The sequence below is a fragment of the Oxalobacter paraformigenes genome (assembly GCF_000158475.2).
Classification (GTDB): domain Bacteria; phylum Pseudomonadota; class Gammaproteobacteria; order Burkholderiales; family Burkholderiaceae_D; genus Oxalobacter; species Oxalobacter paraformigenes.
In genome coordinates this window covers 1,645,486-1,662,554 of sequence record NZ_KI392031.1, presented here as the reverse complement: position 1 = coordinate 1,662,554, position 17,069 = coordinate 1,645,486, and the positions used below count along the sequence as shown (strand labels likewise).

Annotated in this window: 11 protein-coding genes, 1 tRNA gene and 1 pseudogene; 8 read left to right on the top strand and 5 right to left on the bottom strand. The window is 51.1% G+C overall.

Annotation, left to right across the window (positions count from 1 at the left end; all coding sequences use genetic code 11):
* From ligA to def, 3 genes are read left to right on the top strand one after another with little or no spacing between them, the layout of a single operon-like run.
* Window positions 1–2,058 carry an NAD-dependent DNA ligase LigA gene (gene ligA / locus OFAG_RS12030; RefSeq protein WP_005875690.1) on the top strand — a complete coding sequence of 686 codons (2,058 nt, stop codon included), beginning with the start codon at window positions 1–3 and terminating at the stop codon, window positions 2,056–2,058.
* Window positions 2,042–2,932: a UTP--glucose-1-phosphate uridylyltransferase GalU gene (galU, locus tag OFAG_RS12025; RefSeq protein ID WP_005875691.1), complete on the top strand. Its 891-nt coding sequence runs from the start codon at window positions 2,042–2,044 to the stop codon at window positions 2,930–2,932. Before ligA ends, galU begins: the two co-directional genes overlap by 17 nt.
* Before the next feature lies 1 nt (window position 2,933).
* Window positions 2,934–3,458: a peptide deformylase gene (gene def, locus OFAG_RS12020; protein WP_005875692.1), complete on the top strand. Its 525-nt coding sequence runs from the start codon at window positions 2,934–2,936 to the stop codon at window positions 3,456–3,458.
* Between the two features lie 46 nt (window positions 3,459–3,504).
* Here the strand turns inward: def and OFAG_RS12015 are convergent, their stop codons facing one another.
* Genes OFAG_RS12015 through map form a run of 3 tightly spaced genes read right to left on the bottom strand, consistent with a single transcriptional unit; the run spans window position 3,505 to window position 7,657 of the window.
* Window positions 3,505–4,251: a pseudouridine synthase gene (locus OFAG_RS12015; protein ID WP_040721466.1), complete on the bottom strand. Its 747-nt coding sequence runs from the start codon at window positions 4,249–4,251 to the stop codon at window positions 3,505–3,507.
* A 16-nt stretch (window positions 4,252–4,267) separates the two neighbouring features.
* A complete protein-coding gene (locus OFAG_RS12010; protein WP_005875696.1) occupies window positions 4,268–6,838 on the bottom strand; it encodes a [protein-PII] uridylyltransferase in 2,571 nt (856 codons plus the stop codon).
* Between the two features lie 6 nt (window positions 6,839–6,844).
* Window positions 6,845–7,657 (bottom strand): type I methionyl aminopeptidase, encoded by an 813-nt coding sequence (gene map, locus OFAG_RS12005; RefSeq protein ID WP_005875698.1) that lies wholly within the window; start codon window positions 7,655–7,657, stop codon window positions 6,845–6,847.
* Between the two features lie 146 nt (window positions 7,658–7,803).
* Here map and OFAG_RS12000 point away from each other — a divergent pair.
* Window positions 7,804–7,894 (top strand) — tRNA-Ser (locus tag OFAG_RS12000).
* 80 nt (window positions 7,895–7,974) lie between these two features.
* Here OFAG_RS12000 and OFAG_RS11995 read toward each other — a convergent pair.
* Window positions 7,975–8,940: a tyrosine-type recombinase/integrase gene (locus OFAG_RS11995; protein ID WP_005875699.1), complete on the bottom strand. Its 966-nt coding sequence runs from the start codon at window positions 8,938–8,940 to the stop codon at window positions 7,975–7,977.
* 53 nt (window positions 8,941–8,993) lie between these two features.
* Window positions 8,994–9,122 (bottom strand): annotated as a pseudogene (locus tag OFAG_RS14565) (hypothetical protein); the annotation flags it as partial.
* A gap of 374 nt (window positions 9,123–9,496) precedes the next feature.
* Between OFAG_RS14565 and OFAG_RS14485 the strand changes: the two are divergent.
* The 4 genes from OFAG_RS14485 to OFAG_RS11980 all read left to right on the top strand — a co-directional run bounded on the left by OFAG_RS14485 (window position 9,497) and on the right by OFAG_RS11980 (window position 17,068).
* Window positions 9,497–15,613 carry a putative barnase/colicin E5 family endoribonuclease gene (locus OFAG_RS14485; protein WP_020995344.1) on the top strand — a complete coding sequence of 2,039 codons (6,117 nt, stop codon included), beginning with the start codon at window positions 9,497–9,499 and terminating at the stop codon, window positions 15,611–15,613.
* Window positions 15,519–16,220: an LPD38 domain-containing protein gene (locus tag OFAG_RS14480; RefSeq protein ID WP_155979211.1), complete on the top strand. Its 702-nt coding sequence runs from the start codon at window positions 15,519–15,521 to the stop codon at window positions 16,218–16,220. Before OFAG_RS14485 ends, OFAG_RS14480 begins: the two co-directional genes overlap by 95 nt.
* Before the next feature lie 142 nt (window positions 16,221–16,362).
* A complete protein-coding gene (locus tag OFAG_RS14410; protein ID WP_020995342.1) occupies window positions 16,363–16,710 on the top strand; it encodes a hypothetical protein in 348 nt (115 codons plus the stop codon).
* Entirely contained in the window at window positions 16,640–17,068 is a 429-nt protein-coding gene (locus OFAG_RS11980; RefSeq protein ID WP_005875703.1) for a phage GP46 family protein, read from the top strand. Before OFAG_RS14410 ends, OFAG_RS11980 begins: the two co-directional genes overlap by 71 nt.
* The last annotated feature ends 1 nt before the right edge of the window (window position 17,069 follow it).

The following is a 17,069-nucleotide window of genomic DNA, read 5'->3' as shown; positions in this document are numbered from 1 at the left end:
ATGCAGACTGAATTGTTTGGCGGTAATGAAAAGGGCGACACGCCGGAAAGCCGGGCTGCGAAGTTGCGCAGTGAAATAGAGCGATACAATTATGCCTATTATGTGCTCGATGCGCCTGTTGTGCCCGATGCGGAGTATGACAGGGTCTTTAGAGAATTGCAGGAACTGGAAGCGGCTTATCCCGAGCTGGTCGTGCCCGGTTCGCCGACGCAACGGGTCGGTGGCGCTCCGCTTGCGCAGTTCGACAAGGTTGAGCACAGGCTTCCCATGTTGTCTCTTCAAAACGGCTTGACCGATGAGGAAGTGGAAGCGTTCGACAGGCGGCTTGGCGAGGAACTGGGTATCGCCCAGGTGGAATACGAGGCGGAACTGAAATTTGACGGTCTGGCTGTCAGTTTGCGGTATGAAAAAGGGGTACTGGTTCAGGCAGCGACACGGGGAGATGGAATGTCCGGGGAAAACATTACCGCCAATATCCGGACTATCCGTTCCGTTCCGCTTCATTTGTCCGAGCTGGCTCCGCCCGAGGTGCTGGAAGTCAGGGGTGAAGTATTGATGTTCAAAAAAGATTTTCAGGATCTGAACCGGCGCCAGCGGGAAAGCGGGCAAAAGGAGTTCGTCAATCCAAGGAACGCCGCTGCCGGCAGCCTGCGTCAGCTGGATTCCCAAATCACCGCGTCGCGCCAATTGAAATTTTTCGCTTACGGTATCGGGGAACTGGACGGAGCGCCTTTGCCGGAAACGCAGAACCGGCTTCTCAACTGGTTTGTCCAGCTGGGTATCCCTGTTTGCGAAGAAAGAAAAGTGGTGCGGGGTTTCAAGGGCCTGATGGGTTTTTTCCAGGCTATCGAGGCGCGGCGGGATGCTTTGCCATACGAAATAGACGGGGTCGTTTATAAGGTCAATCGCTTGTCCGAGCAGCAAAAACTTGGATTTATCTCGCGAGCGCCCCGTTTTGCCCTGGCCCATAAATTTCCGGCACAGGAAGTCCTGACCGAAGTGACTGATATCAATGTACAGGTCGGGCGTACCGGCGCGATTACCCCGGTTGCACGGCTAAAGCCGGTGTTTGTCGGCGGCGTTACGGTTACCAATGCCACGCTTCACAATGAAGATGAGGTTCGTCGAAAAGATGTCCGGATCGGCGATACCGTGATTGTCAGAAGAGCGGGCGATGTCATTCCGGAAGTTATCGCTTCCGTTCCTGAAAAGCGGCCGGCTGATGCGCGCGAATTTGTCATGCCCGCTTTGTGTCCCGTTTGCGGATCGCCGATTGTACGGCCGGAAGACGAAGCTATCGCCCGTTGTTCCGGAGGCTGGATCAAGTGTGCCGCCCAGAAAAAGGGTGGATTGCAGCTGTTCGCTTCACGCAAGGCCATGAATATCGAGGGATTGGGTGAACAGCTGATTGATCAACTTGTAGACAGGCAAATCATTAACGATGCCGCCGACCTGTACCGGCTGGACCTTGAGACCCTTTCCGGACTGGATCGCATGGCTGACAAATCGGCGTCCAATTTGCTGGACGAACTGGGAAGATCGCGGGAGACGACCCTGTCGCGTTTCCTTTACGCACTGGGCATACGCCACGTCGGTGAAACCACGGCACGTTCTCTGGCGGAGCATTTCGGCAATCTTCAGGATTTGATGAATGCGACGGAAGAGCAATTGCTGGAAGTGGACGATATCGGGCCGGTTGTCGCGTTATCGATCCGACAGTTTTTTGATGATGTACGCAATCGTGAACTGATCGGGAAATTGCAGAACGATGGTGTTCACTGGCCTGAACGAGCCATGAAAGAAAAGCCCCCGGCATTACCCTTGCAAGACCGGAAATTTGTATTGACGGGAACGCTCTCTTCATTGACGCGGGAGGCGGCGGCTGAAATAATCAGGAATCTGGGCGGAAAGGTCAGCAATTCCGTTTCCAAAAAGACCGATTACGTTCTGGCGGGAAGCGAGCCTGGCAGCAAGCTGGCCAAAGCGCAGGAACTGGGAATCCGTATTCTTGATGAAGAGGCGTTTGTGCAATTGGTGAAACATGACAAAGATAACTAAAGCCGTTTTTCCTGTTGCCGGTTTCGGCAGTCGTTTCCTGCCAGCGACCAAAGCCCAGCCGAAAGAAATGCTCCCCATTGTCGACAAACCGCTCATTCAATATGCCGTGGAAGAAGCGGTTTCTGCCGGAATAAACGAACTGATTTTCATTACCGGCCGAAACAAACGGGCGATCGAGGATCATTTCGACAAGGCTTATGAGCTGGAGACCGAACTGGAAGCGGCGGGCAAAACCCGATTGCTGGAGCATATCCGGAATATTCTTCCCAAACAGGTCAATTGCATTTATATCCGGCAAATTGAGCCTTTAGGCTTGGGCCATGCCGTTTTATGTGCGCGTCCTGTCGTCGGCAACGACCCTTTCGCCGTTTTGCTGGCGGACGATTTCATGACGGTAGAAGAGGACCGTCCGACTGTTTTGCAGCAGATGGTTCAACTGTATGAAGCAGAATCCAGGAGTATTCTGGCTGTCCAGAAAGTAGAGCGGAAAGACACGGGGCAATACGGCATTGTCGATACGACTCCCCATCGCGCCGGTCTCGGATTTATCAACGCCATTGTCGAAAAGCCATCTCCTGAAAAAGCGCCTTCCACGCTGGCGGTTGTCGGGCGATACATTCTCCGTCCGGAAATTTTCAATTGCCTTGAAAGACTGGAGAGCGGAACGGGAGGCGAGATCCAGTTAACCGATGGAATCGCCAGACTGATTGAAAAAGAAGATGTGTACGCCTATCATTTCGAGGGTCAACGCTTCGATTGCGGTTCCAAGGTGGGCTATCTCAAGGCGACGGTCACGATGGGTTTGAAACATCCGGAAGTACAAGACGATTTCAGGCGTTTTCTTGAAGATATGCATTTGACGGAAAAAAAATAGCATGACTGTACGAAAAATTCTGAAGATGGGACATTCCCGTTTGTTGAGGGAATCCGAACCGGTCCGGGAATTCAATACACCCGAACTGGATGAACTGGTTTCGGATATGTTCGAAACCATGCAGGCAGCTCAGGGAGCAGGATTGGCTGCTCCCCAGATCGGGGTGCTGAAAAGAGTGGTGATATTCGGTTACGATGAAAACAACCGTTATCCCGAGGCGCCGCCGGTTCCCGAAACCGTCCTGATCAATCCGGTGATCAGACCGTTGACGGATGAGATCGACGAAGGCTGGGAAGGCTGTCTGTCCATTCCGGGCATGAGAGGGGTCGTTCCGAGATGGGCAAGAATCCACTATGAAGGGTTCGACCAGTTCGGTAAGCGGATCAGCCGGGACGCGGAGGGTTTCCATGCGCGGGTTGTCCAGCACGAGTGCGATCATCTGGACGGCATTCTTTATCCCATGCGGATGCTTGATCTGGACATGTTCGGTTTTTCCGATGCTTTCGACGAAGACGACGAAGCGTGAAGCAGGGCGATTCTGCGGATAAAAGCCGGCTTTTTCTTCCGCAGAATCAGAACTTTTCTTCCGGACGCAAATAGCGCCATTGACCTGGCGGCAAATCGCCCAGTTTGATCTGGCCGATACGGATTCTTTTCAAACCGATTACTTTCAGACCGACCGCCTCGCACATCCTCCGGATCTGTCTTTTTTTCCCTTCCCGCAGAACAAACCGTAACTGATCATCATTTTGCCAGTTGACTTTGGCCGGCAACAGGGGCTTACCGTCCAGTTTCAGGCCGTGCCTCAAAAGCTGAAGATCGTTCTCCGGCAGTTTGCCCGGTTTCAGGTATTTGACACGGACCAGATACTCCTTGTCCGTGGCCGAGTTTTCGCCGATGAGTCGTTTGGCGATCCGGCCATCCTGCGTCAACACCAGCAATCCCACCGAATCAATGTCGAGCCGGCCCGCCGGTACCAGACTGCGCAATTGCGAGGGTTTGAATTTTTCTTTCGAGGGATCGCCTTTCCAGCGGGTTGCTTCACTGATGAGCGAAACAGCCGGCTTGTAACCGTCTTCTGCCTGTCCGCTCACGTAACCGACCGGCTTGTTGATCAGTATGGTGACGCGTCTGGCCTGTTCCTGCGACGCCTGTTTTTCAATGGAAATTTTCTGATGCGGCAAGACTTTGCTGCCCAGTTGGGAAACGGTTTTTCCATCGACTTTCACCCATCCCCGTTCAATCCATTCGTCGGCTTCCCGCCGTGAACAGATGCCGAGTTCAGACATGCGTTTGGAGAGGCGAACCGGTTCACTCATCATGATTGGATACCATTCAATTGACTTTCAATACGTCGATCATATCCGTTTCGAACTGGATCTGGACGCGTGGATGTTGAAGCATTTCGCTGTCGATCAGGAATACATCCTCGATGCGTTCGCCAAGCGTCATGATTTTGGCGGTATGAAGATTGACTTTATAGCGGCTGAACACCTGGGCAATGGCGTAAAGAAGGCCTGTCCGGTCATTGGCCGTAATGGACAGGACGAAACAGTTTCCACTGGCGTCCGGTCTCAGGTCAAGAGACGGCGAAATCGGAAAAGAACGGGATTTGCGCGAAAGCCGGGGTTTGGAAGGTGCGGGAAGCGCATTGGGCGATTTCAGCAGTTCCGTCAGTTCATGCTCGACCAGCGTAATGATATCGCGGTAGTTTTTTTCAAATCCCTGTCGGGTTACCAGAAAAGTATCCAGCGCATAATCGTGGATCGTTGTGTGGATTTTGGCGTCTAAAATGCTGAAATTTTTCCGGTCGAAGTAACTGCAGATACGGGCGAACAGATCGGCCCGATCCAGCATGTAAACAGTGACCTGCAATCCTTCGCCTATCGGGGAAAGCCGGCATTTGACCACAGGTTCGGATGAATTGGCGCGCCAGTAAAGCGTCCGGGTTTGCCAGGCGATGTCGGAAGCGTCGTGACGCAGGAAATAAACGATGTCCAGCTGTTTCCAGAACGCTTCATGGGCCTCTTTCGGCAGGCCGTACAGCCGGAGTGTCGCCAGCGCTTCTTTCTGGCGTTTTTTCAGTTCGTGATCAACCGAGATTTCTTCGCCGCCCAGTACACGCAATGTCAGATGGAACAGGTCTTCCAGCAGTTTGCTTTTCCAGGCATTCCATATCTGGGGATTGGTACCGCGAATGTCGGCAACCGTCAGAAGATACAGGGCAGTCAGGCGACGTTCGTCTCTGACTTGTTCGGCGAAATGCCGGATAACTGCCGGATCGGACAAGTCTTTTTTCTGCGCCACTTGCGAGAGGGTCAGATGTTCCCGTACGAGAAAAATGATGAGTTCGCTATCGTCCGGACTCAAACGGTGTTGTTTGCAGAAGCGTTTCGCATCATTCATGCCCAGTACGGAATGATCGCCTCCGCGCCCCTTGGCAATGTCGTGAAACAGGGCGGCCACATACAGCAGCCAGGGCTTGTCGAAACTGGTCATCAACTGGCTGCAGAGCGGATTTTCATGAGCGTATTCGGCAAGCGAAAAGCGGTGCAGGTTGGCGACAACCGTCAGGATATGCTGGTCAACCGTATATTGATGGAAAAGATCGTGTTGCATCTGGCCGACGATTTTTCCAAAACTGGGCAGATACCGGCCCAGAATGCCCAGTTCATTCATGTGTCGCAACGCCCGGGCGGCAAAGCGCGGCGACTTTAGGATGCGAAGGAAAAACGACTGGTTGGTCGAGTCGTTTCTGAAGGTGCGATCGATGTGTATGCGGGCATGCCACATGGCCCTGAGCGTGCGGGCTGTCATGTTTTTCAGGTCTGAACGCTGCGACAGCAAATAGAAAACTTCCAGCATGGAAGACGGATGAGCCAGAAAGACGTTCTCGTCCGTGATATCGACCAGGTTATTGACTTCATTGAAGCGGTCGTTGATGCGGACCGGAAGATGAGGTTTCGGAAAAAGACGCGCCTGCATATTTTGCAGGAGAATGATGTTAAGCTGGGTGACAGTGTGGGCTGCCCGGTAATAGCGTTGCATCATGTATTCACTTGCGGTGCGCTTGTCCATCGGCTGCCCGTTCTTTCTGAACCTGAAAGTTTCGGCAATGGGTATCTGGAGATCAAACAGAAGCCGGTCTTCGCAACGCCGGGCCTGAATATGCAAACGTATCCGGATATCCTTGAACGCTCTTTCCTTTTTTCTCAATTGCCGTGCTTCGGCCGGAGTGACAAGACCGCGCTGGGCCAGTTCATTCCAGGAATTGCCCAGTTTCGCCGCCTTGGCTGCCCACAGAATGACCTGCAAGTCGCGCAATCCGCCCGGGCTTTCCTTGCAATTCGGTTCAAGACTGTAGGGGGTATCGCCGAGTTTGACATGACGCTGCCGGGTTTCCAGCATTTTGGCCACGAAGAAAGCCTGCGCATCCATCTGCGCGGCATAGCGTTCTTTCATTCTTCTGAACAGGCGACGGTTTCCGGTAATGTAACGCGCTTCCAGAAGACTGGTCTGGACGGTAATGTCGTGTGCCGATTCTTCCAGACATTCTTCAATGGTTCTGACGCTGTGTCCGATGGTCACACCCAGTGTCCAGAAAAGCTGGACGAGCGATTCGAGTTTCTTTTGCAAAACGCTGTCCGGAGCTTTGTCCAGCAATATCAGGACATCCACATCCGAATGGGGATACAGTTCCCCGCGACCGTAACCACCTACGGCAATAAGGACGTGTTCGGTTGCCAGACCGGTTTTATGCCAGGCCTCGATCAGAACGCTATCGACGTTTCTGCACAAGGTCTTGAGCAGCCGCTGGGGATGCGGATTTGCCATGAAGTTTTCGATGGCAGCTTCCCGTACGGCGATCAAACGGCTTTTCAGGGAATTGTCGGTATTGTCTGCCACTGTGGTTTAACGGTTTTTCTGGATGAAATTGGGGGGGGATGGCATATCAGGCGATACCGTCAGGATTTCATAGCCTGTATCTGTGACCAGAACAGTATGTTCCCATTGTGCCGACAGACTGCGGTCTTTGGTTCTTATCGTCCAGCCGTCGGGCATCGAACGGATGGTCTTTCCGCCCGCATTAATCATCGGTTCGATCGTGAAAATCATGCCCGGTTTCAGTTCATCAAGCGTTCCCTGACGTCCGTAATGCAGAACCTGCGGTTCTTCATGAAATTCAATGCCGACGCCGTGGCCGCAAAATTCGCGAACAACACTGTAACCGGCCGCTTCGGCATACTGCTGGATAACGTAACCGATATCCCCGAAATGTGCCCCCGGTTTGACTTCATTAATCCCGAGCCACATACACTCGTACGTGATTTTGGAAAGCCGCTTTGCCATGATGGAAGGCTCGCCGGCAAAATACATACGGCTGGTATCGCCGTAGTAACCATCCTTGATGACGGTGATATCGATATTTAAGGTATCGCCTTTTTTCAACAGCTTGTTAAAATTGGGAATTCCGTGACACACCACATCGTTTAGAGAAATGCAGGTCGCTTTGGGATAAGGAGTGTAGCCGGGAGGACAGTAATTCAGGGGAGCGGGGATGGCGCCGTGATCCGTAATGAATTCGTGGCACAGTTTGTCCAGTTCGCCTGTGCTGACCCCGGGTTTGACAAAAGGAGCGATATAGTCGAGCACTTCGGCCGCCAGTTGGCTCGCTTTACGGATACCCTCTATCTGTTCGGCATTCTTGATGTAGATTTTTGCCATTGCGGTATGTCTGTTCAAATGAAAAGGTGAAAGAACTATTATAAGCCAGGCATGGAAGGAAGGATCAAACCGGAAGGATAATAAGTTATGTATCCCGGGCGATTCCTGCTATAATTACAAGCTTAACGCGCTCGCGATTCAAAAACGGAAAGGTGGCAGAGTGGTCGAATGCGCCGGACTCGAAATCCGGTATACGGTTATACCGTATCGTGGGTTCAAATCCCACCCTTTCCGCCATAAAATCAACAAGTTACACGATTTTTTATTTATTTGAAAAGTGCTCTTTCTTGTTTGGTGTGTGCACTTTTTTGCCATTCTTACTTAATCTTTCTCACAAAATCCTGCAAAGTCTTTTTCAGTACATGGCTATAACGCTGTGTCGTCCGGATATCTTTATGACCGAGTAAGTCTTTTACAAGGTACAAATCCTTTTCTGAATTGATCAAACTGGTTGCAGTCGAGTGTCTCAAATCATGCAATCGTATTTCTTTCAAACCTACGTTATCCATAGCGCGCCGGATCAGTACTTGCATCCATTTTTTTGAATAGCTTATTGGCAGGTACTTTACTGCGGTCGTGATCTTCGGATGCATCGGCACATACCGATCTTCTCCGTTCTTGGTATCAATCAGGTTAAAACCGTCGTCAAGTAACGCCGATTTTCGCCCGATAGACATCATTTCACCAAGCCGCATGCCAGAATAAAAAGCTATTCTTACAAGAGCCCGCGCTTCTCTTTCTGCACCCAGCCCCCTGAAGCTTCTGGAAAGCATGATCATTTCACGCCGATCGATAAATGACTGGCGTTCGTTTTTGACTTTGGGCAGTTCAATAGGAGGAGGGGCTTCAAATTTATGAAATTTATGAGCATAGTTACAAGCTGCACGGAGATATGACAATTTGTTTTTAATGGTTGCTGGTTTTACTCGGCTTTGTTCTGCTTCGCGATAATCACGAGCCACATCTGCCAATTCTTCAATATACTTTCCTTCGTAGTAACCGAACAAACGAGCCAATTCTTTTTCAATTTCGAGGCCGCCTTTAAGGTCAGGACATTTGTACTGACAATACAACACAACAGCCTGGCTGATCAGGTGTTTCTGTTTGATTGTTCCTGTTGCTGCGCCGAACAGACGGGCGGTTTCTTTTTGATCAAACTCCTTCGCCTGATTGCGATTCCACGTTTTTGGAAGTAGCTTAGTGATTCGGATTCGGTTTCTATTGATAACCTGATTGAAGGTAAACCGCCAGCGTTTATTTCTTTTGTCGTAGTAAACCGGCATGATTCTTTATATTCCAAAATATCCTTGGTGTTAAAGCGAACACATTTTTTCCCATATCGGTAACATGGAACGGGCCCTTTCGGTGCCGCCAATTCATAAGCTGCTCTCAAGCTGATTCCAAGAATTTTGGCCGCATGATTTGCTGTGATTGTCTCTTCAACGCTTTCATTTTTGTTCGTCATAACTGAAGTCTAAAAAGGAATTTCGTCGTCCATATCGGTCATACTTCGCCGGTTCGGCATATTGCCGTTTCTGCCAGCTGCATAACTGTTCTGCACAGGGCGGAAACCGGCCTGATTCCGTACAAGCGTCAGAAACTGGAAGCAGATACCCGATACGTAACAGGCCGGACAGAAAACCCGGAACGTTACTCTCGAGGAAATGCAGGACGTTCAGGGAGAAGTTCTAGTGGTAGAGGTGAAAGGCTTATTGATACCCCGCATGGTCGCTTCACGATAAACGAAATTCGTCAAGCCACAACAGAGGCAATAATGAAGGGCACCAATGAAGGCGCAGCGAAACGGCAATTCAAGAAATGGACGGGAGAGGATTATTGATGGACATTCTTAAATATCTGCCCAAAAAGAACGCTTCCCAGCTTTTCGACGATCTGCCAAAAGGGGAGTACACCTACGATCTTGACCCTGCAACGGCCATATTCGGCACAGGGTTGTCGGAAGACTACGAAGCCAATTCCGTCCGGAATAACCCTATTGTCGATACGATTGCCAAGGCAGCTATGGCACAGCCTGCCTACGCTTCGTCCCGTCCTGTCAGCGCGATTGATGCGATTACGACGGCAGCGGATACAGGGTTTCATGACTATACGCCTGACGAGATCAACAACCCGGTTTCCATCCCGTCTGTGCTTCAGGATGCAGCAGCAACGGCGATTGCCATTCCCTATACGGCGGCCAGTACCGGCGTCAGCGCGGCAAATCTTTTGACGGGCGGGCTTCTGGATAATGCGGTAACGGCCATGAACGAAGGACAGCAGGCATTACAGCAGTCTTTCGGCTCGGATGAACTCAATCGCCAGCTTGACAATATCAATGCTGTTCAGCAAGAAAAGGAATCAAATTTGTTTGATGTGCTTGTGGCGGCAGCAAACAATCCAAGAGCATTGGCGTATGATGCCATCCGTAATTTGGGGACAATGGCCTTGCCGACCGGCGCGGCACTGGGTGCAGGAAAACTGGCGCAGTCGGCGCCTGCATTGGCGAAGTATGTCCCGGCGCTTGGCAAGGTCGCGCCCTGGATGGCGAGCCATGCGTCCGGTATCGGCTTCGGAGCTTCGCAGGCTGCCAATGCCTTGATGAATGCATCAGATACGTTCAGCGACGACGAAATGATGAAACAGTCTCTCGGTGAACGTTATGCGGGAGCCGGTATATCCGGCCTGATTTCACTGATTGCCGGAGGACTGACCGAGGGCGGCGCGGAAGGTCAAATCGCCAGACGCCTGCTCAACGGGCCGGGGCAGGCCGCCAATGGTTTTAGGGATTATGCGAAAAATCTTGGCAAGTCGGCAGCAAAAGAAGGTGCGCAGGAATTTATTGAAGAATCCGGAAACTATCTGGGAAATCTGTTTGGCACCAATGGCGAGGCCAGTTTCAATGAAATGTCGAAACGGGGCGGATATGGCGGGCTTCTCGGCACATTGACCGGCGGAGCGTCGCACGTTGGCACAAACATCGGGGCGCAACAGCAAACACAGGCGGCAGCGGAAAAGAACGTTATTCAGCAGGTTCTCTCCGAACTGGCAAAAATCCGCCAGCAGAACGAACAGAAAGTACAAACTCGTCAGGTACAGGGACAGTACGTCGAACCGCAGGAAGTCAATCTGCCGGCAGGATTGTTTGAAAAAACGCAATCCCCTGTACAGATTCCCGAAAACCTGTCCACCCGTTCCGCCGAACCTGTTGCAGGTTCCCCGGAAACCCTTACACAGGTTCAGACGGAACCTGTCGAAAAAAAACAGGAACCCGTAGCAGAAACCGTCAAACCCGTAGCGGAACCAGAACAAAACGTGTCAGACAATCCGCTGGATGTGATTATTGCCAATGGCGGGATACAACGTGAAGTGTTGACAAAGGACCTTGGTTGGACGGATGAAGAGATTTCCAAACTGCCTGAAGGGGTTGTGTCGGATGACGGTATGACCTTGCTCCCAGCGAGGCGGGCCCTGAAGCAGGCCGGACTGGATACGGACGTCAATGCGATTCTGGATGCCACATCAAGACCGCCGGAGATGGATTTCGCCGAGGCGGAGAACGAATTACTCTCCCAAGAAAACGCGCAACCGCAACAGGAACCGGCCATCACAACAAAGCAGGAAAAACAAGGTAACGAAAATGCAAAAAATGATGTTTCGTTACCGGAAACGAATGAGCAGGAAAACGCCGTTTCTCTTCCAGAGACCTCTGAACAAATCGAAACGGACAAATCTTTTGTGCCCGCTAGTATTGATGACATTTCTAAAGAAAGAGCTTATCAGGCGTACTATTGGTCAAGCATGTCTCCCGAAAAACGAGGCGAAGCATTCCGAACAGATTATGCCGATACAGTCAATAACATCTATGACGAATTGAAAAAACAGGTTCAGTCGCCGGAACAGGAAGCTATCCTGAACGACGAGATGAACCGTTTCAAAAAAGGATATCTCCAACGTTCGCTGAAACTTTTGAACGCCACATCAAATACGGCGTCTCCTATGGTGACAGGGCCAGCAAAATTTAACGTCAGACGGAATAACAAAATGCTGGATCGTAAATATTCTGCACTGGAAGAGCTTACTGCATTCAGCGATAAAGCCAAAGCGGCGATCCTGAAAAAAATCAGGACAGGCACACCGCAGGAGATCACAAGTGAAAACGAATGGCGCGACCTGAAACGGGAACTTGATGCGACGCACATGAAAGAAAACCTGTTCGGGCGAATTGAAACGCTGGCAAGAAACGGCAAAGTGGAACTTCTTGGCAAGGCGCTTGAGCACATTAAAAACAAGAACGTATTCACTGACCGGCACAGAATATGGAAATTGCCGGAACTTGCGAAAAAAACAGCAGATGCGCTTGCCACGAAATCTGCATATCAAGGTGCGGAAATCGTCAGCGTTCCGGCAGACAATCGTCTTCGAATCCTTTTTGATGCAAGACCGGATCAGGATGTTATTACGGATCTGAAAAAATCAGGATGGAAATGGAGCCCGGCCAACAATGCTTGGCAGCGGCAATTGACGCCTACTGCCATGTCGAGTGCGAAAAATATTCTTGACAGGCATTTCGAAAAGTTGAATTCGCAGGAAACAGAACAGGGAATCGCGCTGTTTTCACGAAGCGAACGAGCAGAAACCACAACCGATGCAGGGCATGGCGACAACGCGGCCGCGACAGATCATATTGGTATCGAAGAAATCCAGCGTATCGCAGACGAACTGGCAAAGGAATACCGGAATGCGCCTGAATTAGTCGTGGTGGAAAAAGCGTCTGATCTGCCGTTTGATGCGCCCGATGATGCCAAGGGGGCGTACCGGAGCGGGCGGTGTTATCTTGTTTCCGGAAATATCGCGACTGCGGAGGATGCAAAAAGTACCTTTGCCCATGAGGTAATCGGACACTATGGCCTCAACGGTTTTTTCGGGGATCGGCTCGCGTCCGAACTTGACAGTATCCTTGTCCATAATAAAAACGTTCAGGAATCAGCAAGAAAGTGGATAAAAGATAATCTTGATCTTATCAGAGACGTCAGAGAAAAAACAAACGGAAAATGGACGGACGAACAATTCCGGTTGTGGCGAAAGCGCAGGGCGATAGAGGAAGCCTTGACCGATATGGCCGAAAAAGGCCAGAAAGTCACCGGCGTCAAGAAACTGGTTTATGCGATCCAGAAGTTATTGCGAGCAATCGGTCTCGGCAATCTGGCCAACAAACTGGAATCGAGAACGGACGCGGAAGCACTGATGGCGCTGCACAAGGCAGAGTTGTTTGTCAGGTCTGGAAAGAACGTCAATGCCGCAACTGCCGTTGATGTGTATGCCAAATTTTCCCTCTCTGCCATGAAGTCGGTTGAAGCCAATATCGCACGCGGCAAAGAAGCAATGAACAGGGCATTGCTGGACAAGACAACGGTACATCGGGCCATGTTCAGGAACGGGCTTGGCTGGGTGGACTTTGTTTGGGGGTCAACAGGCAGAACAACGGATAACGGCCGGACAAGAGGGGCAATGGGAATTGCTCATGTTCTGGAAGCGCGACAACGTAAAGATGGATTCTCAAGATCGGAGGCTGTTCAGTTACTGCATGATATTGTTGAAGTCATTGCAAAAGGCAAGGAATTTTCTCGTAGTGAGATCGGGAGAAGTACACGTGTAGGGCTGGAAACACAAGGCCATGTTACATGGTTGACGAAGTATTCTGGAAGTAATGCATGGGTAGTAACAGGATATGAAAAAACCCCGGACGGTAAATCCGCGGGTAGAGCCACTGATTTACCTACAGATGCCATTGCTTCGCGCACCCGCAATGACACTGGAGCCGGGGTTGGTGAAGATAATATACCACAAGACCCTGAATCCATTGCGTTTTCTCGTAAAAATGCTTTTTCGGGAGAAGACATAAATAGGCCGGATAGTGCTATCGCCGACAGAATTCATCAGGCCATGAAAAAGGTTGATGAGGAAACCGTCAATACCCGCCGCAATATCGAGGATAAATACATTGATCTCAAATTGGTTCAACGGGCAATTGAAGAATCCGGTGGCGTGATTCCTGAGCGTCAGGACGCCTATCTGCATGTCAGACAATATGTCCGCAGAACATCGGATCAGTTGAAACGATTCCAGAACAACGGGGTCAAGCCGATTATTAACGCGCTCAATGAATCCGGGGTTACGCTGAAAGAGGCCAATGACTGGCTCTATGCGCGTCATGTCTGGCTGGATAAGGTCAATGATCGGCTGAAAAATCTCCCGGCAAACCGTGACAAACCGAACAATGAGGCTCTGTCAGGAATGAGTGATGCCGATGCAAAAGCTATCCTGAAGAAACATGCCAATAACGAGAAGTTGCAGGAACTGGGCAAACTGGTTGACCGTATGACGAAATTCACCCGGAGCCGTATGGTGGATGGACAACTGGTGCCAAAGGGCATGGTCGAGTTGTGGGAAAAGACTTACTCGCATTATGTACCGTTGATGCGAGACGAAGAAAAAGGCGGAATTCGCAAAAGTCGGGGTTTTGTCGTCCGCGGGCAGGAATCCAAACAAAGAACGGGCAGTGAGCGAAGGGCGGCGAATATCCTTGAAAATATACTTGCTCAGGCGCAAAGCACGATTATCCGCGCCGAGAAAGCTGAAGCGGCCCGCGCTCTTTACCGCTTGGTCAAGGCTTTCCCAAATCCGGATTTATGGAAAGTCAGAAAAAACAAAAAAGAGCCGGTTATCAATCCGGAAACCGGTCTGATGGAATGGAAAGTCGATAAGCTGCATCGCGAAAAGGATCATGTCCTGATCGTGAAACTCCACGGCGAAGAACATCTGATTGAATTTAATGAAAACAATCCCGGCGCCGTTGAAATCGCCAAGGCGCTCAAGAATCTGGACGCCCCTCAAATTCCGCAGGCCATTCAGTTGGTAGGCGAAGCGACGCGATACATCGGAAGATGGCTGACGACCCGGAATATCCTTTTCGCATCCCGCAATTTCCTTCGTGATGTACAGCATGCGTTGTTTAACTTGTCAGATACGCCGATATCCGGGAAAGAGGGGCAGGTGTTGAAAAACATGTTACCCGCCATGCGGGGATATATGCAGGCCACTCTCAACAGAGAGGGCGAACATGGCGGCAAATATGCGGATTATGCTCGCGAATTTATGGAAGCGGGCGGTGAAACCGGCTTTATCCGCTCTATGGAATCCATTGATGACTACCGTGCCGATCTGGAGCGCCAGATCAAGGAAATGAATCAGGAAAATTATGATCCCCGGAAATGGTGGCGGACAACGTGGGAGGCTGTCGAGAACGCCAACAATGTGATCGAAAACAGCACGCGTCTTGCCGTGTACATAGTTGCAAGAGAAAACGGTATATCGGTCAAAAAAGCGGCCATGATTGCCGGTGAGATTACAGTTGATTTCAACAAGCGCGGGAAATGGTCTGGCTGGATGAACAGTCTGTGGATGTTCTTAAACGCCAATATACAGGGACATGCCCGGATGCTGGCGGCACTGAAGCACTCGAAAAAGGCGCGAATACTGGCGGCTTCTCTTGTAGGCGCCGGATTTGTCATGAGTTTTGCGGCGCGGGCCATGCTGGGCAAGGACGACGAAACCGGACAGGATATCTGGGATGAAATTTCAGACTTTGACAAGGAACGGAACCGGATTATTCCCATTCCCTGGAAGGGGGGCAAGGAACCCTTTATCCGGGTGCCGATAGCACAAGGCCTGCCTGTATTGCCGAATGTAGGGCGCACGCTGGAAGAAATGATTTTTTCGTCGAAGAAGCAGAATCCGATTGAAAAGATGGTGCGGCTTGCCCTGCTGACAGTGGACGCATTTAATCCGTTTGGTGCGTGGCTTGCTCGGTCAGTTTATTGCCCCATCTGCGGCGAAACCCATTATCCGGATTGCAGAAAACAAATCCTTTACCGGTTTGCCTCTGCATCGCGGTGATGCGCCGTATGGCGGCTATAACGAACCCGCTTATGCCAAAACTTTCAGGAATACACCGAAGCACTGGACAGCCATGTCGAAGTGGCTAAACAACATTACCGGTGGTGATGATGTTTCGCCCGGTCATATTGATATCGCACCGGCGACATTGCGCCTTGCCATCACGTCTTATTGGATGCCGGGTGTTTCGTCACAAATTGTCGATCCTGTTTTCAGTCTGGCGACAAAAGCGCTGGGCGATGAGGCCATTTCAGTCAAGGAGATTCCCGGTCTGTCTTCTTTTGTCGGTCTTGCACCGGATGAGCGTGCGCAAGAGAGAGCCTTTTTCGCCCGGATGAACGACTGGCGGCAGACAGTGCATCAGATTGACGAGTACGGAAAGCAGGGGCGTTGGGATGATGCTGATCGCGCAGCCAAACGCCTCGGCGACGGTGACCTGGAACTGGGCAACAAGCGTTATGACAATGGGAACAGTTTTGACGCTGATATCCGCGGATTGAACAAGGAACGCAGGCAGGCTGAATCGGAAAATGACAAGGAGTGGATTACCGAAGTCAACGACAAGCGGAAGAAGGTGTTTGCGGGATTTGGGAGAATGGAGAGGTAATTTGTACACAAGCTGACCGAAGTTTTTTCATGGTGTATATTTTTCATGTGGCGCCCGAGTTGCGCCCGGAAAACGTGAAAATCGGAAAACCGACACAGATCCCCTTCATCTGAAGCGGGGTCTTTTTTTATGGAGAAAAGACATGACGAAATTACCGGCAAAGGAATTGCTGGACGGTACCAAGAACCCTGAAACGACCACTGGCGAATTCCGGCTGGCGATGGGCAATCTCAGGCAGTTCCTTTTCGATCTCTTCGGCGACGAAAGTACCGACAAGGAAACGGCTAGGCTGACGTTGCAGCCAAAGAAGTATCCGACCAGGGTGGAACCAAATCCATGTCCGGTATGCGTAATACGTTCGATAGCCACGATCACAACGAAACCCAGTCCGTTACCAGCCAACCTAATCAGACAATGTAATGCAACCGACTACGATTACCGTCAATGGCCGGGTTGTCGATCCGGGCATGATGCCGGCGCAATCGCTTGAGCGTGCTGTCATTATCAGCATCTTCGCCTGGCGGCGTGCCGAACCGGACGACCGGCTGCCTGGATCCGAGAAAAATGGCTGGTGGGGCGATACCTGGCCGGATATCGAGAATGACCGGATCGGGTCCCGATTCTGGCTTTTGACAAGAGATACCATCACCCCGAAGACGCTTGCCCGCGCAAAAGAGTACGTCGAGGAGGCGCTGCAATGGCTGGTCGATGACCTTGTTGCGGACTCGATCACTGTCAGTGTCCAGCGTCAGGGCATCGATACCATCGTTATCTCGACAGTTATTACCAAACCCGACAAAACGACAACGGACATCCGTATGGTCACGGCATGGACGGGTCTTAGCTGAG